The organism is Aquimarina discodermiae (genome assembly GCF_040786235.1).
Lineage (GTDB): Bacteria > Bacteroidota > Bacteroidia > Flavobacteriales > Flavobacteriaceae > Aquimarina.
This window is the reverse complement of the sequence record NZ_JBFMKP010000020.1, coordinates 40,882-58,121: the sequence shown is the minus strand read 5'-3', so window position 1 is coordinate 58,121 and position 17,240 is coordinate 40,882. Positions and strand designations below refer to the sequence as shown.

16 protein-coding genes are annotated in these 17,240 nt (G+C 32.7%); 2 read left to right on the top strand and 14 right to left on the bottom strand.

All coding sequences use genetic code 11. The features are described from left to right. Positions 1-460 precede the first annotated feature (460 nt). From ABW636_RS14075 to ABW636_RS14060, 4 genes are read right to left on the bottom strand one after another with little or no spacing between them, the layout of a single operon-like run. Positions 461-1,885, bottom strand: a complete 1,425-nt coding sequence (locus ABW636_RS14075) for a VapE domain-containing protein (RefSeq protein ID WP_367590700.1) — start codon at positions 1,883-1,885, stop codon at positions 461-463. Beyond that, a complete protein-coding gene (locus ABW636_RS14070) occupies positions 1,869-2,393 on the bottom strand; it encodes a hypothetical protein (protein WP_367590699.1) in 525 nt (174 codons plus the stop codon). The genes ABW636_RS14075 and ABW636_RS14070 overlap by 17 nt, the downstream gene beginning before the upstream one ends. Next, positions 2,386-2,601, bottom strand: a complete 216-nt coding sequence (locus tag ABW636_RS14065) for a hypothetical protein (protein WP_367590698.1) — start codon at positions 2,599-2,601, stop codon at positions 2,386-2,388. Before ABW636_RS14065 ends, ABW636_RS14070 begins: the two co-directional genes overlap by 8 nt. 12 nt (positions 2,602-2,613) lie before the next feature. Further along, positions 2,614-2,892, bottom strand: a complete 279-nt coding sequence (locus ABW636_RS14060; RefSeq protein ID WP_367590697.1) for a helix-turn-helix domain-containing protein — start codon at positions 2,890-2,892, stop codon at positions 2,614-2,616. 714 nt (positions 2,893-3,606) lie between these two features. On the opposite strand from ABW636_RS14060, the gene ABW636_RS14055 reads away from it, so the two are divergent. Further along, positions 3,607-4,509 carry a hypothetical protein gene (locus ABW636_RS14055; protein WP_367590696.1) on the top strand — a complete coding sequence of 301 codons (903 nt, stop codon included), beginning with the start codon at positions 3,607-3,609 and terminating at the stop codon, positions 4,507-4,509. Between the two features lie 144 nt (positions 4,510-4,653). Here the strand turns inward: ABW636_RS14055 and ABW636_RS14050 are convergent, their stop codons facing one another. After that, a complete protein-coding gene (locus tag ABW636_RS14050; RefSeq protein WP_367590694.1) occupies positions 4,654-5,955 on the bottom strand; it encodes a tyrosine-type recombinase/integrase in 1,302 nt (433 codons plus the stop codon). Positions 5,956-6,279: 324 nt separating this feature from the next. Here ABW636_RS14050 and ABW636_RS14045 point away from each other — a divergent pair, with 324 nt between their 5' ends. Next, the gene (locus ABW636_RS14045; RefSeq protein ID WP_367590693.1) at positions 6,280-8,199 is read left to right on the top strand and encodes an FG-GAP-like repeat-containing protein; all 1,920 of its coding nucleotides are present in this window, start codon (positions 6,280-6,282) and stop codon (positions 8,197-8,199) included. 208 nt (positions 8,200-8,407) lie between these two features. Here ABW636_RS14045 and ABW636_RS14040 read toward each other — a convergent pair whose 3' ends face one another. From ABW636_RS14040 to ABW636_RS14000, 9 genes are all read right to left on the bottom strand, one after another. Then, entirely contained in the window at positions 8,408-8,713 is a 306-nt protein-coding gene (locus tag ABW636_RS14040; RefSeq protein ID WP_367590692.1) for a hypothetical protein, read from the bottom strand. A 158-nt stretch (positions 8,714-8,871) separates the two neighbouring features. Continuing rightward, positions 8,872-10,059 (bottom strand): hypothetical protein, encoded by a 1,188-nt coding sequence (locus ABW636_RS14035; RefSeq protein WP_367590691.1) that lies wholly within the window; start codon positions 10,057-10,059, stop codon positions 8,872-8,874. A 170-nt stretch (positions 10,060-10,229) separates the two neighbouring features. Next, positions 10,230-10,601, bottom strand: coding sequence for a VOC family protein (locus tag ABW636_RS14030; protein WP_367590689.1), 372 nt, complete (start codon positions 10,599-10,601; stop codon positions 10,230-10,232). Positions 10,602-10,773: 172 nt separating this feature from the next. Then, positions 10,774-12,087 carry a UDP-N-acetylglucosamine 1-carboxyvinyltransferase gene (gene murA, locus ABW636_RS14025; protein ID WP_367590688.1) on the bottom strand — a complete coding sequence of 438 codons (1,314 nt, stop codon included), beginning with the start codon at positions 12,085-12,087 and terminating at the stop codon, positions 10,774-10,776. 54 nt (positions 12,088-12,141) lie between these two features. Further along, on the bottom strand, positions 12,142-12,789 hold the full coding sequence (locus ABW636_RS14020; RefSeq protein WP_367590687.1) for a DUF4290 domain-containing protein: 648 nt from the start codon (positions 12,787-12,789) through the stop codon (positions 12,142-12,144). A 283-nt stretch (positions 12,790-13,072) separates the two neighbouring features. Continuing rightward, entirely contained in the window at positions 13,073-13,357 is a 285-nt protein-coding gene (locus tag ABW636_RS14015; protein ID WP_367590686.1) for a DUF493 family protein, read from the bottom strand. A 59-nt stretch (positions 13,358-13,416) separates the two neighbouring features. Continuing rightward, positions 13,417-14,031 (bottom strand): nucleotidyltransferase family protein, encoded by a 615-nt coding sequence (locus ABW636_RS14010; protein WP_367590685.1) that lies wholly within the window; start codon positions 14,029-14,031, stop codon positions 13,417-13,419. Further along, complete coding sequence (locus ABW636_RS14005; RefSeq protein WP_367590684.1) at positions 14,009-15,064, bottom strand: XdhC family protein; 1,056 nt, start codon at positions 15,062-15,064, stop codon at positions 14,009-14,011. The genes ABW636_RS14010 and ABW636_RS14005 overlap by 23 nt, the downstream gene beginning before the upstream one ends. A 13-nt stretch (positions 15,065-15,077) precedes the next feature. Then, entirely contained in the window at positions 15,078-17,231 is a 2,154-nt protein-coding gene (locus ABW636_RS14000) for a xanthine dehydrogenase family protein molybdopterin-binding subunit (protein WP_367590683.1), read from the bottom strand. Positions 17,232-17,240: the final 9 nt, after the last annotated feature.

Sequence of the window (17,240 nt, the reverse complement as noted above, 5' to 3'; positions counted from 1 at the left end):
AAGTATATAAATAGCATAAAATTAGGGGGTATCGTGTTTGAGTTAGACTACTTCCAGTCAATAAAAACACTTTTTAAAAAGTAAAATTGAAAAGTTTAAAACGTCAAAACAACACTACTACGCTACTACCGGATTTTTTTAATGGCAATTTTCAGAAAATACAACTACACTAAAACTACGTTTTACTTATATATATACTTTATATTATATATATATAATAATATATTATACATAGTATTAATAGGGGATGGAGAGGTTTTGAAAATCTTAGGTAGTTAGGTAGTAGCGTAGTTTGTACTTTTCCAGCTTTTTTGAAAAATGTAGCTTTCGTATATTTTCTATTAGAATTGTAGTTAGCAATAGGGTTGATTACTAAAAATGATTTTAAAAGCTTGTAATGCTAAAAAAATAAGCCGATAAGGAAACTATCGGCTTTGTGAAATAAAAGTAAAAGAAGGTGCTAATTTTGATCTGTAAATAAGTCCGGGTCATCATTAGTCTCTGAATCCTTATCCTTGTCAGAAGGTTTAGGCTCTTCTTTCTTTTTTAAACTGTCTTTACGGCTCTCTTTTCTGCTGTCCCTTTGAAATTTATTTTCCTCTTCATCTGACACCCTACAAACACTATATACCTTTCTGGGGCTTCTGCCATCGATACGTTTTGAAATAGGTGTGCCATATCCTAATTTTTCAAAAGCTTGTGATAGTTTTTTATGATTCAATTTTAATCCTGAAAAAGCGCATAGGGTAGATAAGATTTCAGAAGACATTAAAAACATGGCTTTTTTAGAGGTAGGTTCGCAAGGTTCATAAATCTTTGCTAACCATTCCTGTTCTATGGTTGTTGTTTGAAAATGCTCATTCATTTTATTGAGTTGTTCGATTTCTTGATGAGAAAACCAATACGCATACCCTTGATTTAGTAAGTGTAATGCTTGCGCCCAAACCTTATGCATATCAATAGTATGTTTAAAATTTATGTTCTCCGTAGAAAATACCAAGTACCTACGGTTTGAGGTATCGGTTAAAAACTGTGGATTGTTGACCGACCCCATAAAAGAGCATACCCTTGCCCTTGTTTTGGTTAATCTGGCAAAAGCTTTCCTATTGGTCACATTAGGGGCAGTAATAATAGCCTTTAAAGAATTGAAATCTTTAAAAAAGATATTCTCTAATTGGTCATCAATATTAACTAACCATTTTTCGGCAAGTAAATTAACAGTTCTATTATCGGTCATAGAGGGGTTAATATGCCCACAAACGGCAAAGTCCTCCATTCCTATAGGACAAAGTTTATTGAGCCATGTTGTTTTACCACTTCCTTGCCCTCCGACCAGGATAAGGCAAGTGTGGTTCGTTCCTCTTCTTAAACAGTTTGCCACGCTTGCCACTAACCATTTTTCTAAATAGGTGCGCCACAATTCTTTTAGTAGCAAATCGTCTGCTGATAAATCAGTAATTTCTATGGTTTTTGCTAATGCTCCTATATAATCGTTGCCATCATGTGGGGCTAATTTTTCAAAGTAATTTCTAAGAGGGTGGTATGATTTGGTATATTCCGACCTCATTATTTTATCAAGAGTTTTGTCAGAACACTTAATACCTTCTAATTGTAAGTTTATCCAAATGGTATTAAGTGCCCTATCATCTAAAGTTTCAAACTTCTCATCTTCGATTTTTTTAAACTCTAGTGTGAGGGTTAGCAGATTAAATCTTATATCGTAGTTCTTTTTTAAATACCTCTGAATAGCCGTAATTACATTCTCGTTATTTTGGGAAGTTTTAGGTTTATTTTCTCTGCTTACATCTTCTATCGAATAGTTATTATTTTCTTGTTGGTTGTTGGATTCATCATCGCCACCAATTTCTTTATATTCTAATGCCATCTTTTAGTATTTTGTTGTTCTTTACTCCTTTGAGTAGGGTATTAATTTCGTCATGTACATTTTTAAACAAGATATCTTCAAGCAATTTGCCCTTATCTGTGGGCAGTTCTTTAAAAAAGTCTATTTGCATATCTGAATACAAGAACCTATTTTCTTTGTTCAGACGCTTAGCCCAATCAATTAAAACAAATTGAGGTAAAGCGATAAAACGAGGGAAATCGATAATACCGTGCATAATACAAATGGCTTCAAATTGTATAATACGGTTCTCTAATTTCTCCCGATACAAGCCATTGGCTTTTTGGGTATCGATAAGCTCTGATTTAAAAAATAGAATCTGTTCTTGGGTATGATTGTAATAATAAATAAGGGCTTTAAGTATGTGATTTTGTTTTTTTACAAACCCTTTACTTACATTGCCCTTATCTACTAAATACTGTAAATCTTTTTGCATCTGATGAACTGCCCGTTCGAAGTCTAAAGAAATATCATGGTGATTTTTAGACACAAATTAAATTTGAACGTTCTGGCATTCCCAAAATAGAAACAATGGTTTCTATTTGTCTGGGCGTATAGCACCGTGAAAGATATTCGCCAATTTGTTCTTGATGGGGAGATAACCATTTGTTTAATGTCTTATCCGTAACATTATAGGCATGAGCCAAAATCTTTTTGGTTGTGGATTTAAAACTATGTGTTTCTATTTTTGTTTTCATGTGATACTTCAATTATGAGATTTTACTTTCTTCCAGAAATTCTAAAATGCTTTTTCGGCTATAAACAATGGTTCTACCGTGTTGTGATGCACAGATATATTTGTTACTCACTAACTGTTTTAGTTTACCATTGCTTTTAATCCCTAATAATTCTTTAGCTTCTTTAGAGGTTACCCATTCCTTTTGTTCTGGTTCTTTTTTAGGTTTCATTTGATTAGTTACCCTACTGGTAACTTCTTCAATAAGCTTATAAAATGCTTTGGTTTCAAAGGCTATAAATTTTCCTTCCATTTACTTTTTAAATTACTCTTTTAAGTTTTTAATTGACTTTGCAAAGTCTGACGTTGGCTTAAGCTGTTGTAAATTTTGACTAAAAAAGATTAAAAGTCAATACCCAAACCGGTATCAAACCTGTTATGGCTTGAAAAGGTTCGTAATGGTTTCAAATGATGGGTTAAAATTATGTTAACGTATTCCAATGGTACATAATGACACTTGAAAAAGCCCATTTTTAAGTACGTTTTCGAGCCTAAAAGCTATATTTTAAACTCGAAAACATCAGGTTTGGGTATATCCCATATAAAAACTGATTAAAAATGAAGGGTAGGAAATCACTTTTGAGGGTACAGTTACTATACTTATCTTAAAATCTTAATTACTCTTTTTATAGGTGTTTTATAAACTTAAAATGTTACTGTTTGTTACAAGTAAAAAACATTCGATTAAATACAATATTAAAATTGATGCAGTTTATTTTTAATCTTACATATCTTAAAAAACAAAATATAAAACATAAAGCAATTTAGATATTCATTCGAAAGCCCATGATTTCTGTGATGTCAACAAATATAAAATTTGGTATTTACAAAGAATGATAAACACAAAATATTTATTTTTGACGTAATCTTAATTCGAAACGTATTTCATATCTCTTATCCTACGATTTTTTATACTTAAAGTTATATGTTCTTGAACTATTATTGAATTAAACCTTAAATAACTGGAATGAAAAACTCAAAAATATTTTATCTAATATTATTAATAACAACTAGTATTTATAGCCAATCCCCTGGTAGAGATCCTGGAATAAATATGAATATTCTAAGTAATATTAGGCAATATCTAAATCTCCAGAAAAATCTTTCAAAAGTAGAAACACAAAAAATTACACGGCAATTGTCTAAAGGATATAACACAACAATAAAGCTATTAGATAATAAAAAATTAAAGTTATACCATGATAAAGAATTAATTAACTTTTATAAAGAAGTAGAACCCAATGATTATTTTTTATTCAAAGGTATTCAGGAAAATTCAAAAGGTTTCATCTATAAGTTTGAAAAAAACTCAATATATTATTATTCTGATTTGAATACAATGGACCATATTGATACATTCAGCGATTCTTATGGTTTATATTATATTCATACTGTATTAAAAGATATAATTTCCGACTATCAGGAAAAGGATTTTTTTCATTCCAATTTAGCCCCACTAAAACCAGTCGACTCAAATTTTGACTCTCCAGAACTAATTTTTGATTTATTCTATTTCATAAAGAGAAAAAAGAAAATAAAATCACCTTTAAGTTTAGAAATTAAATTGACAACAAAAATCAATAGTTTAGCAGAAGTTAAAGGTAGAGGTGAAATAGAATTAAGAATAAATGATCTTAATTACTTAGTGAGACCTAGATACACGCATGGAGCTTCTAATGATAAGACTGAAATTTTCTTTTTTGAAGAACAAAATTATGGGATGCTCTTCGGTTTGAATAAAATTAATTCCATCGAAACAATAAAGGTTACTATTAAAAGTGGAGGGTTTTATGCTGTATTTAATTTACCAAAAAAATATATTGATAAAATAGAAAATATGATAAATACTCATCGAAAATTAGTTTTTTAATTTTCGATGAGTATTTATCATATAAAAATTAGGTTCGGAGATAATCTGAAAAGTCAAGATCTTTTTTTAGATATTACTTTCTTAAACAAGATCATTCATACTAATTTTTCAATTGTCATATTTGGTTAAATAGATTTTAAAAATCTATATTGCAATAGTCTTCGTGACGCTATCCTTCTTTTCAGTTTCAAAATTTGCTAGATAGGTTCTTGTAGTATCTACTGAATCATGCCCCATTTGCTCTGATATTATATTTTCATCGACCCCAGAGTGTTTTAATCCTGTCGCAAAAGAATGACGCAACACATACGAAGTTACATTTTTATCTATCTCGCAAATAGATGCTATTTTCTTAAGATTCTGGTTAAAAACCTTTCTTCTACTTTCATATAAAGTTACTTCTTTTCTCCCTTGCCCTATTATGTTTTCAGGAAGTATCGGAAAAATCAATTCATTTGAGTTTACCTTTTTATCGCCTGCATAGTACCTTAAAATATCCTTAGATTTTCCTGCAATAACAATATCAAAATCACGGTGGGTTTTAGCCCTATTATACACCACCCTTTCAAAATCACCAATGATTTGGTTCATTCGTAAATATGCTAAATCCCTAAAGTTTATTCCATTGGTATTAAACATAAATATAGCTTGCTGCTGTGTATGCCAAATACTTGTCTCTTTTTCTAATTGTACCGTAAACAATTGTTTAACAACGTCGATATTTAAAGCTCGTTTGGTCGTCTCTTTTGGAGTTCCAACCGTAAAATATTGAAACCCATAATTACCATCTTTAGGCAACTTATGGTCTTTGATACCATGATTTATAATTGCTCTTAAACCTCTTAAATATGCATTATATGAGGTATCCTTCATAGGTTTATTGCGCATATTAGTTTTCCATTCTTCTAAAACTTTTGAAGTAATTTGTGCAAAGGTTATTTCTTTATCATAATTAGTAAATTTTATAAAGGCACTTAAAGCTTGTTTATATGACTTAGCCCTACCATACAACTTTAAACCTTCGCAATGTTTTATCAACTCTTCTCCATACTCGAAAAGTTTAATTGTTTTTACTCCTTTTGGTGTTGTAAAGGTAGTATTGGTTTTATTTTGATTCTTTTCTCTTTTTTCAATTTTACTTTTATCTATTGTATCCGCAATAAAATCTCGTAATTGTTTACAGCTCCAAGTACGTATTTCAACTTCATAATCACTTAGCATATTTTCTGCCAGAGTTAAATAATTTTGTAAATCAAGGTTCTCCTTTTTATATCCTTTATATTTACTATTTAACTTCCCATTTTTCCAATGCTCTAAAAGAGCATATCTCTTTAAATTAAGTGGCAAATGTTTACCCTTATGTTCTACTTTCATTTTAATAGGAAAAGAACCATCCTTACGTTGATTATTCTTCTTGGTATCTAAAACTATTTTGACTGTTGCCATTTATTATTTTTAAAAATTGCCCGAAAATTGCCCGAAAACAAAAATCTGTAATATTTTTCAATATTACAAAAAAATGCCTTAATACCAATAAAAACAATACATCTAAACAACATTAGAAATCATTACCCATCATTAAGAATCAAAAATAATCTGCCTTCTAAGCAGACGGTCACAGGTTCGAATCCTGTCGCGATCACGAAAAGCCAGACGTAATGTCTGGCTTTTTTGTTTTTAGTATTTTTTAGTGAAAAATATCATTTTTTTGTGGTAACATTTTTAAATACCAAAACATAAACCCTTATAGAATAACAAAAACAAGAAACTATGAAAAATAGCTTATTTGCTTTACTATTAACACTTATTCTTATGAGCTCAAGTTGCACCAATGACGAGTTAGAACAAGAATTAACCAATGATCTACAGAACGAAAAAATAAAACCAAAACAATTAATTAGTAACAATTGCTCATTCAATTATGGAGTTGATGACGTTGGTAACCCTATTGGGGGCGGTAATCCTATTGGGGGTGGTAATCAATATAATGATATTGTTGATGAAAGTATTGCAGATTTTATAGTAAATGATTTAATAGAATTAAAAAATGCTTTAAATAATCCTGAGCTTTCGGCGGGAAAAATCATATATATATCAGATAATGTAATAATTGATATAGAAAGTGAAACATTTTCTATTCCCACAGGTATTACTTTAGCTAGCGGAAGAGGAAATAACAATGGTTCTTGTGGTGCTTTAATTAAAACAAATATAACAGATGCTAGAACAATATTTAAATTTTCAGGAAACGCGGGAAGAATTACTGGGATTAGGTTTAAAGGTCCTACAGGAGAAATTAGTAGCGATACTATAACAGGAATAGATACAAATGGGTATAATAATTTAAAAATAGACAATTGCGAACTTTATAATCTTCCGCAAATAGGAATTCTTGTATCAGGAAACTCATATAATAAAATAGAAGTGCTAAATAATAGTATTCATTCAAATAGAGGAGATGGATGGGGATATGGAGTCGCAGTTGGAAGAGAAGGATTTGCTTTGATAAAAGGTAATAGGTTTTACAAAAACAGACATGATATAGCATCTTCAGGAGTTAGAGATTCTGGTTATGAAGCTTCGTACAACTATTTTGAAGGAGCAGGAGATTCTTACAATGTTGATGTTCATGGAGGACAAGATCATGGGTGGACTGGTGAAGATAGCCATATTGCAGCAACATTTACATATATTCATCACAATATTTTTGATAATATTGATCCTGATCATCCCAATATAAAACTTAGAGGAATCCCTACCTACATTTGTCTTATTGAAGATAATATATTCAAACACTCTAATATTAATGATGCAATAGCACATAATAGAAATATTACTTACAAAGAAAATATTTTTGCCTGGAATAATATTTATGATTGGAATGGTTCTACAGGTAATTATAAGGGGTTATATATGTCAAAAAACTGGGAAAGCTCGCAAAACAGCACTACTTATTTACCTTTTGAAGATAATGAGTTAATGACATACCGATTAGGTGATTTTGATGGAGATGGAAAAACGGAAATATTTAAATCTATAAAAAGAGATGGATCATCAGTAGGAGAATGGTCTATCGCAGAAATACCTACACCAAACAATTATTCGGATTACCGAAATTGGGCATGGCAAAAAATCAACTCTTCTAACAAAACGGTTGAACAACTTGGGTTTGGAGATTTTAACGGGGACGGCACAACCGATGTGTTTAATGCTAATGGTAAAGATTGGTATATTTCTTTTGGAGGAAGCTCTGGATGGGATCTTTTAAGTTCTAACACCACCATTACATTAAACAAATTGAGATTTGGTGATTTTAATAACGACGGAAAGACCGATGTTTTTAAGGCCAATTTAGAAGGATGGTATGTTTCTTATGGAGGGAGTTCTGGATGGGAAAGAATAAATTCATCAAGTAAATCTATTGAACAGCTTGGATTTGGAGATTTTAATGGCAATGGAACAACAGATGTATTTAGTGCTAATGGTAAGGATTGGTATGTTTCTGATGGAGGGAATTCTGGTTGGCAACATTTTGGAACTTCAGGCGAAACTATTAATAAATTGTTTTTCGGAACATTAAGGAGTACGGGTGAATTTGGAAATCAAACCAATATTTTCATAAAAAATCACTCCTACTATCAAATAACAGAATCTCCTAGCTACATCTGGACTCCATTGATTTTTCAATAAAAAAATAGATTAGAATAGCAAAAGGCTATCAATAAGGTTTGATTCTCTTTTAAATAAGTAGAGGTTTCTTCTAAAGGTTTTACCAAAGAAATTGAACTTTAGATATTTGTTATCAAAAAAGCCGGACATTACGTCTGGCTTTTTTGTTTTTTGTTATTTCTCACATACACTATTCCTATGGTAATTTCAACATTATAAAAAATCGTATTTAAGAAATAGGACGCGTATGATATCCATTATCATAATATATTTCGCAGGAACCTCCTGGTGATGCTGTTCCAGAAGCTAATAGTTCATCAAATAATGCTGCTTTAAACCATTTAATCCTATAGCTCTTGCATTTATCTCCAGCTGATTTAGTCCAATCCAGCGTATTTCCGTTCGAAATAGTCCCTACCCCTCCTTCTACCGGAAATATCTGAGCCGCATCCTTTGCATTATAAATACAAAATTTAAGACTATCTTTTCCCGTTTCACCTTTTGTTGTTCCGTTTTTAAGCTTAAGTGTTGACATGATTACGTTATTTTATATGATTTAGAGTAAAAGTATGAAAATCACCATTCTTCTTAACTAGCTGAAAAACATATAAAAACAAGTAGATATACGCTATTTATGAAATTTATTCTGAACCTATCTTTAAATACAATAGATTTCAAAAAACAAAATAAATTTCACTCTACATGAACCCCACAATACTTCATATAAGCAGACCCGTAGGATCGTATTTTAGAATATTCATCACAGCTTTGATGATTACACATAGGTGTATGCTCTAAACAATAAGGCGTTTGTAGTTTTTTTGCTCCAAAACTATCTATCCGGGCAATATTATAACAACCATCCACTTTACAAGTATTTTTATGAGTCGCGCAGTATTTTTGATAACCAGATCCAAAGTAACTTACCTGTGCATGATTGTTACAAGAAGGGTTACTACACTTGGGAGTATGCACGTTACAATAACTGGTTTGTTCACTTTTATAACCAGAATCATCTACTCGGGCACTGATATAACAATTATCCACTTTACAGGTATATTTATGACCTCTGCAATATTTCTGATACCCCGATCCAAAATAATTTACTTGTGCAAAATTGGAGCAAGAAGGATTAGCGCATTCGGGAGTATGTAAATCACAATAATTTGTTTGCTCTCCTCTCTTTATAGAAGTATCTATTCTAGCGATTCTATAGCAATCATCCACTTTACAGGTATATCTATGATTTTCGCAATATTTTTGATAACCCGATCCAAAATAATTTACTTTGGAAAAATTAGAACAAGAAGGGCTACTACATTTTGGGGTATGCAGCTCACAATACTCTGTTTGTTCTACCCTATGTCCCGAATCATCAATTCTAGACATATTATAGCAATTGGTAATTTTACATGTATGGGCGTGCTCTTTACAAAAATCTAAAAATTGTGGCCCTAAATAATTTAATAATCTTGGTTCTTTGCAATTATGGATAGAGCATTGCGGAGTATGTATTACACAATATATCGAAGACTTATACATGTATCCAGAATTGTATACCAGCCTTTTTTCTTTACACTGTGAATTGGTACAAATTTTCACATTTTCCTTAGTTACATCTACCTGATTATTTGTGTCGATCAATGGATTTACACTCGACCTGGAGTGCCTTTTCTGATCTGCGTACGGATTGATTTTTTCTAAATTAGAAAGGACACTGGTGGTACCAATATCTGGAATAATTTTATAATGTGGTTGCACATAAGTTCCGTCGCTATGATAATACCCTTCTACCTTTACATAATTAGAATCTGTTTGGGCAGAAATCCAAATGGCGTTAGCGATTAAGAAAATAAAAGTGAATATAATTTTTAACCTCATGTAGTGATTTATTTTTATAAACCTGCATACTACTTGTATACAGTAATAAACTCACTACCAACTATCTATTTGCTCAATAATTATTCACAAATCTACAACCACTTTTTAAGCAATCACTTACGGAAAACCTTAACGGATAATACTATTTTTTTTGTAAGGAAAATATATTTTTAAACATGCTGATCTACTAATATTGTATTTCCGTCGGGATCCAATACTACAAAACTTGCCGGTCCCGAAGTACTTTCATCAGCTTTCTGAACTAATTTAACACCGTTTTCTTTTAGGTTTTTCTGTATCTCACGTACATCATCAAAACCATCAAGTGGTTTAGCATCTGTATCCCAACCAGGATTAAATGTTAAAATGTTATTTTCAAACATCCCTTGAAACAAACCTATTAATGAATTTTCGTTTTTCATGATTAGATATTTTTTTTCCATATCTCCTGCAAAAACTTTAAATCCAAGGTTCTCATAAAAGTTCTTTGAAAGTGTAAGATCCTTAACACTAAGGCTTACCGAAAATGCTCCTAATTTCATCTTATTTATTTTTGTGATTTTCTATAATATCGGTATCTACACTTCAATATAGCTATTAGAAGTCGTTTTTCAACATAATCAAAAAAAACATAAGCCTCTATTAGACCACATAAATCATCGAAACAAACACAGCTACCCTTCTAAAGAACAATAACTAGAAACAAAACTTTACTTAATCCAACCGAACAATTTTTGCTCCTATTGCTCTTAAACGCTCATCGATATTTTCATATCCACGATCAATTTGTTCTATATTATGAATTGTAGAAGTTCCTTTGGCACTTAATGCCGCTATTAACAACGATATCCCTGCTCTAATATCAGGAGAGACCATGGTAGTTGCTTTTAATATCGACGCAAAGTTATGACCAATAATAGTTGCCCTGTGCGGATCACATAAAATAATCTTTGCCCCCATATCAATCAATTTATCGACAAAAAACAAACGGCTTTCGAACATTTTTTGATGTACCATTACTTCTCCCCTTGCTTGCGTTGCTACCACTAATACAATACTTAATAAATCTGGAGTAAACCCAGGCCAGGGTGCATCAGAAATTGTCATAAATGACCCATCTATATAACTTTCTATCTGATAACCATTTTCATGAGCAGGAATATAAATGTCATCATTTACTTTTTCGAGAGTTATCCCAAGTTTTCTAAATGTACTAGGTATAACTCCCAGATTTTCCCAACTAACATTTTTAATGGTAATTTCGCTTTTGGTCATGGCCGCTAATCCAATCCATGAACCAATCTCTATCATATCTGGTAATATTCTATGTTCACAACCTTGTAATACACTTACGCCTTCAATGGTTAGTAAATTAGATCCTACGCCAGAAATCTTGGCTCCCATAGAAATCAGCATTTTACATAACTGCTGTAGGTAAGGTTCGCAAGCTGCATTATAAATTGTAGTTGTTCCTTTTGCCAATACGGCTGCCATTACAATATTTGCGGTACCTGTTACTGATGCTTCATCCAAAAGCATATAGGTTCCTACCAAACCTTCGGGTGCTTCGACACCATAAAACCGTTCTTCTTTATTATATCTAAACTCGGCTCCAAGATTAATAAATCCTTCGAAATGAGTATCCAAACGTCTTCTTCCTATTTTATCACCACCTGGACGTGGAATATACCCTTTCCCGAATCGTGCTAATAAGGGTCCAACAATCATTATAGAACCTCTAAGTCCACTACCCTCTTCTTTAAATTTTTGACTTTCTAGATATGAAAGATCTAAATCGTCACTTTTAAAAGAGTATTTACCCTTTTCTAATTTTTGAATCTTTACTCCTAAATTCCTTAAAATATCAATTAATTTGTTGACATCTCTTATATCTGGTATGTTAGAAATTATAACTTCTTCTGAGGTTAACAGTACAGCACAAAGTATCTGTAAAGCTTCGTTTTTTGCACCTTGAGGCGTGATTTCACCTTTAAGTTGATATCCTCCTTCTATTTGAAAAGTACCCATTAAGCAGTAAGTGGTTAGTAGTTAATAAAATTGAAGTATGATTATGTGTAATATCTAGTATCGCTTTTTACCGCGATTGTTATTTCTGTAATTCTTTTTACCTCCAGAATTGCTTTGCTTTTTCTTTTTACCTCTCATTAAATCTGACGAACCTGTAAGATCTTCACTACTTCCTTTTAGGTTTATTCTACCATCACTCAATTCATAAAGGTGGTTAAAAATAGCTGCATCTTCTACTGTATCTTTGTTCCAGTTTAAGTAGCACTTTTTCATATGATTGGCAATCGTATAAGTAAGTGCTGTTTTCAACTCTCCCTCTTCCCATTCATTGGCAACATCGATCATTCTCTTTATATTATTTCCATAAAATCGATATTTTGGAAAATTTTGAGGGTATTCTAGCGGTTCTGGTCTTTCCTGTAGCTTTTCTTTGGTCAGTACCGGAAAAGGAGTATCAACATCTAATTTAAAATCGCTAATAATAAACAATTGATCCCATAATTTATGCTGAAACTCGGGAACATCACGTAAATGTGGTTGTAAATTTCCCATTACAGCGATAATTGACTTTGCTACTTTATTACGCTCTTCTCTATCTTCAACACCAACTGCATAGCTGATCATTTTTTGTAAATGACGCCCATATTCTGGAATAATCAGTTTTTCACGTTCGGTATTATATTCTATATTATTAATATCCATAAAAGTTATGTAAAAATTGTGTAGATATAGTCAAAAAATAAATCTATAAAGTGCTGTCAGAAAATTTATAAAGGACTGTTTTGCAAGTAACATCCATATAACCTATCGCTACTATAAGGTTACGACCTGATCATTGATTTGTATTTTGGGCTATTCTAATATTTGTTTCGCAAAATACTAAAATAAAACAAGTATGTTATCCTCATTCGAAAATTTATTTATTACCAAATAATTTTGAACGATAACAAAGATAAAGGTACCTTTTTGGCAGCCACTCAAATCTCTATAATGAAATTACTCCTTCAACCTTTGTTGCTACCTCTTTATATTTGATAATAACATGATCTGGGTCCTTCATTCGAACCTTTATAGAAACACTGGTATACTTACCATTTTTTGACTGTTTTGTTTCTATTACAGCTCCTAGGTTATTAAAAATCTGTTCGATCTGTTGTATTTTCTCAATATTTGTAGGAACTATAAACTTATATAGGTAGGCTGATGGCCAATTTGACGTTTCTTCTAATTGGCCTTTTAGTTTTTTATAAAACTCTTCTTGATCTTTCATATATTTTAACAAAGCAAATGTTGCAACAAAGATACGGTTATGATTTATAAAAATAAAGCTTAGACAAAATGGTCTTTTATCAATAGTTGATATTCTTCAAAAGTATCGATGTCAATATTTTTGTTTTCTAAAGAAACCTCATAAATCTCTGTCGTATACTTCTTTAAAATATGCCGTGCTCCATAGTCAGAATCAAGCTGCCGTAACTCATTAAAATAGCCTTTAGACAATAACACTGGCACCCCCACACCATCTTTATTACTTGTAGCAACTATTGTTTTATCACTATTTATATATTTATTAATTAATCCTGCATAATGATTAGTATCAATCAATGGTTGATCCACAAGCGAAATTAAAACTCCATCATATGATTCTTCGTCTTTTTGAAGTGCTATAATACCGTTTCGAATAGAAGTTCCCATCCCTAATTGCCAATCTTTATTCTTAATTATTTCTACAGGAAAAACCTTAATCTGATTGTAAATTTCGTTATAATACGCTCCTAATATTACATATGTTTTTACAGTATCTAAGTGTAATGATTGCTCTATAGCGTGCCCTATTAAGGTGGTAGATCTCCAGGGCAACAATTGTTTGCACCTTCCCATTCTATCAGACTTTCCTGCTGCCAGGATCAAATGTGCTATCTTAGGCTTTATAGATGATGACATTTTTATCTTTCTTTTTTGGGGTGTCATGTATAGCCCCTTTTTTCTTATGTAAAGGTATTGGGTCCTGTTCTCTAATTACTGATAAGATCTCTGCAATGATAGAAATTGCAATTTCTTCTGGGGTTTCTGCTCCCAAATTTAATCCCGCAGGGCCATGAATAAGTGCTATAAATTCTTCTGTGATATCTGTCGAATAGTCCAACAAACCCGAAAGTAATTTTTCTCGGCGCTTTGCTGGTCCTAACACACCAATGTATATCGGTATCGCATTTTTAAGAGCCTGTAAATACAATAAGTCTTTTGCAAAATTATGATTCATCAAAACAATTGCTGTTTGGCGATCCATAACTTCTATTTCTAAGTCCTCTGGGGCATTATACAAAATTTTATTTGCTCCAGGAAAACCTTCTAGTGTTGCTGTATGTTGGGGAGAGCACACAATAGTAACTTCCCATTTGGTAGCCGCAGCCAACTTACATAATTGCTCTGCATCATGTTCTGTACCTATAATTACTAACCTAAAACAAGGTTGCATGTCCCGATCAAAACTTTCTAAAGTATCATCCAGAATACCGGTTTCAGAAAAGTAATATTGCTGATCATCTCCAAAACGCAGTATTGATCCCATACCTATCTCTTCTACCATCGTTTTAGAATATAGAGTTTCTATACGAAACGGGATTCTTGCAACCAAATATTCCTTAATAGCATCGATGGTAACAAACGTAATATCAAATTTCTCGATCAAAATATACAATAACCCTTCACAACCCAATCTATATTTACCATCATAGGTCATCATTCTTGATTTCCCTGATACAAATACGTATTGCGCCTGTCGAAGCACTTCTTTTTCTACACACCCACCACTTACTGCTCCAATCATCTTATTATTTTCCAGAATAAGCATTCCGACTCCAGGCCTTCTATATGAAGAACCTTCTATATCGACAACTGTTGCCAAAACAGCAGACATTCCTAATTGTTTGGCATTAGAATATGCCTCTATTATTTCTTTAAACTCATGTGTCATACTTCACTCCTCTTTATCCTAAAGGTGCTTTTGTATCCATATTTTTAATAAATGGTTGCTTATATATTCGTATGCCTTTTGCAGCTTTAATGGCGTTAGCTACAGCTCCGCCTGCTGGTGGCAATGTGGGCTCACCTAATCCTGTAGGAGCAATATCGCTATCTACAAAATACGTTTCTACGAGTGGTGCTTCATTAGCACGTATAAGTCTATACGTAGTAAAGTTTTGATCCTGTGGCACTCCTTCTTTAAAAGAAAAGTCGCCATACATTGCATGTCCTACCCCATCAATTACACCGCCCTCAATTTGGTTTTTTGCCCCCAAAGGATTTACTACGACTCCACAATCTACAACACAAATCACTTTTTTTACTATCGGAGCATCGTTTTGAAGAACTACCTCGGCAACCTCTGCAACATGAGTATTATGACAATAGTACGCACTAAAACCTTGATAAACTCCGCTTTTTGCATTACCCCATCCTGATTTATCAACAGCAACTTTAATCACATTTTCTAATCGCTCTGGAGAATATTGAATCCTTTCATCGGTGGTTCCTTTCACTTTTTGCAATAAATCCAAACGAAGTTTTATAGTATCAACTTCTAATACTTCTGCCAGTTCATCAAAAAAACTTTGCTCTGCAAAAGATAAAAAATTGGTATAGGGAGCTCTCCAGGCTCCTGTGGTAATCTTACTATTATAATTTGCCACGTCTACCTGGTAATTTTCTATGGCACCTGCCGGAAAAAAATTAGGTATTAACCCATACATATTCGAGTTTACAGAAGCTTCTGTAAGATGGTACCCGGTAATAGCACCATCTTTTATAGAGGCACTAATTTTATATTTGATAGCAGGACGATATATACCTGCAGACATATCATCCTCTCTAGAATACACTACCTTGATTGGCTTTTGGGATATTTTTGATATTTCTGCCGCTTCTAGCGCAAAATCACCATATAATCGCCTACCAAAGCCACCTCCCATTCTGGTCATTTCTACTGACACCTCTTCTGGATCACGTTCTAATAATCTAGCAACTCTTCTTGCGGTGCCAGCAGGAGTTTGTATAGGGCCTACTAATCGTACCTTATCCGATGTAACCTCTGCAAAAAAGTTCATTGGCTCCATGCAATTGTGTGGTAAAAAAGGAGACTCATATACTCTCTCGATCACTTTATCAGCTTGTGCAAAAGCCTTCTTCACATTTCCATCTGCACGTAATGTTTCAAATTTATCTCCATTAAGAAGGTCTGTAAGTGCTTTTTCAATACCTTCTGTACTTTCTAATTTGGTATCGGTAGTCCAACTTGTTTTTAAAGCTTTTTTACCTTTCATGGCAGTCCATGTATCTTTTGCCAGTACTGCTATTTTATCTCCAAACTTAACAACACTATGAACTCCATCTATCACAGTTGCTTCTGTATCATCACAGGATGCAAGTTTTTGCCCAAAAGCTGGTGGCCTTAACACAGATGCATACAACATTCCTTCTTCCTTATAATCCATCCCATAAAGTGATGCTCCTGTAATGATCTTTTCTACATCTACATTGGGAATATCTTTGCCTATGATTTTAAAATCTTTTGGATCTTTTAGAGTGACATTTTCTGGAATTTCTAGCGTTGCCGCTGTTTTAACCACATCACCATATCCTAATGTATCTCCATTTGCGTTTGAAATTACTCCATTATTTGTTGTACACTCTGATGGGTTTACACTCCATTTTGCAGCTGCCGCATTAATAAGCATTTGTCTAGCGGTGGCCCCTGTTTGCCTTAATGGCTCCCAACCTTGCCTTAAAGATTGACTTCCTCCTGCTACCTGTCTTGTAAAGTTTTTGGTATCCAAAGCTCCTTGTGCTACTATAACACGATCCCAGAGAACATCTAATTCTTCTGCAATTAGCATGGGCATCGAGGTTTTTACTCCTTGTCCAATTTCTGGATTAGGTGAAAAAATAGTAACCATTCCATTGTCTGCAATCTTTATAAATGCATTAAAATCGTTAAAATTTAATTTAGAAATATCTACTGGCGGGGTTACTTCTGGTTTGCATGCCTGAAACAAATTGAACCCTATTAGCATCCCTCCTCCTGCCAATGCCGAGGTTTTTATAAAAGACCTTCTGCTTATTGAAGGTGTTATTACATCTTTCATGTTCTAAAA

Excerpts from the sequence above, each read along its gene's own strand:
- murA (WP_367590688.1), bottom strand. The coding sequence starts at position 12,087 with ATGGGTACTTTTCAAATAGAAGGAGGATATCAACTTAAAGGTGAAATC.
- ABW636_RS14055 (WP_367590696.1), top strand. The coding sequence starts at position 3,607 with ATGAAAAACTCAAAAATATTTTATCTAATATTATTAATAACAACTAGT.
- ABW636_RS14075 (WP_367590700.1), bottom strand. The coding sequence starts at position 1,885 with ATGGCATTAGAATATAAAGAAATTGGTGGCGATGATGAATCCAACAAC.
- ABW636_RS14015 (WP_367590686.1), bottom strand. The coding sequence starts at position 13,357 with ATGAAAGATCAAGAAGAGTTTTATAAAAAACTAAAAGGCCAATTAGAA.
- ABW636_RS14030 (WP_367590689.1), bottom strand. The coding sequence starts at position 10,601 with ATGAAATTAGGAGCATTTTCGGTAAGCCTTAGTGTTAAGGATCTTACA.
- ABW636_RS14005 (WP_367590684.1), bottom strand. The coding sequence starts at position 15,064 with ATGACACATGAGTTTAAAGAAATAATAGAGGCATATTCTAATGCCAAA.
- ABW636_RS14040 (WP_367590692.1), bottom strand. The coding sequence starts at position 8,713 with ATGTCAACACTTAAGCTTAAAAACGGAACAACAAAAGGTGAAACGGGA.
- ABW636_RS14000 (WP_367590683.1), bottom strand. The coding sequence starts at position 17,231 with ATGAAAGATGTAATAACACCTTCAATAAGCAGAAGGTCTTTTATAAAA.
- ABW636_RS14035 (WP_367590691.1), bottom strand. The coding sequence starts at position 10,059 with ATGAGGTTAAAAATTATATTCACTTTTATTTTCTTAATCGCTAACGCC.
- ABW636_RS14050 (WP_367590694.1), bottom strand. The coding sequence starts at position 5,955 with ATGGCAACAGTCAAAATAGTTTTAGATACCAAGAAGAATAATCAACGT.
- ABW636_RS14020 (WP_367590687.1), bottom strand. The coding sequence starts at position 12,789 with ATGGATATTAATAATATAGAATATAATACCGAACGTGAAAAACTGATT.
- ABW636_RS14065 (WP_367590698.1), bottom strand. The coding sequence starts at position 2,601 with ATGAAAACAAAAATAGAAACACATAGTTTTAAATCCACAACCAAAAAG.
- ABW636_RS14045 (WP_367590693.1), top strand. The coding sequence starts at position 6,280 with ATGAAAAATAGCTTATTTGCTTTACTATTAACACTTATTCTTATGAGC.
- ABW636_RS14060 (WP_367590697.1), bottom strand. The coding sequence starts at position 2,892 with ATGGAAGGAAAATTTATAGCCTTTGAAACCAAAGCATTTTATAAGCTT.
- ABW636_RS14010 (WP_367590685.1), bottom strand. The coding sequence starts at position 14,031 with ATGTCATCATCTATAAAGCCTAAGATAGCACATTTGATCCTGGCAGCA.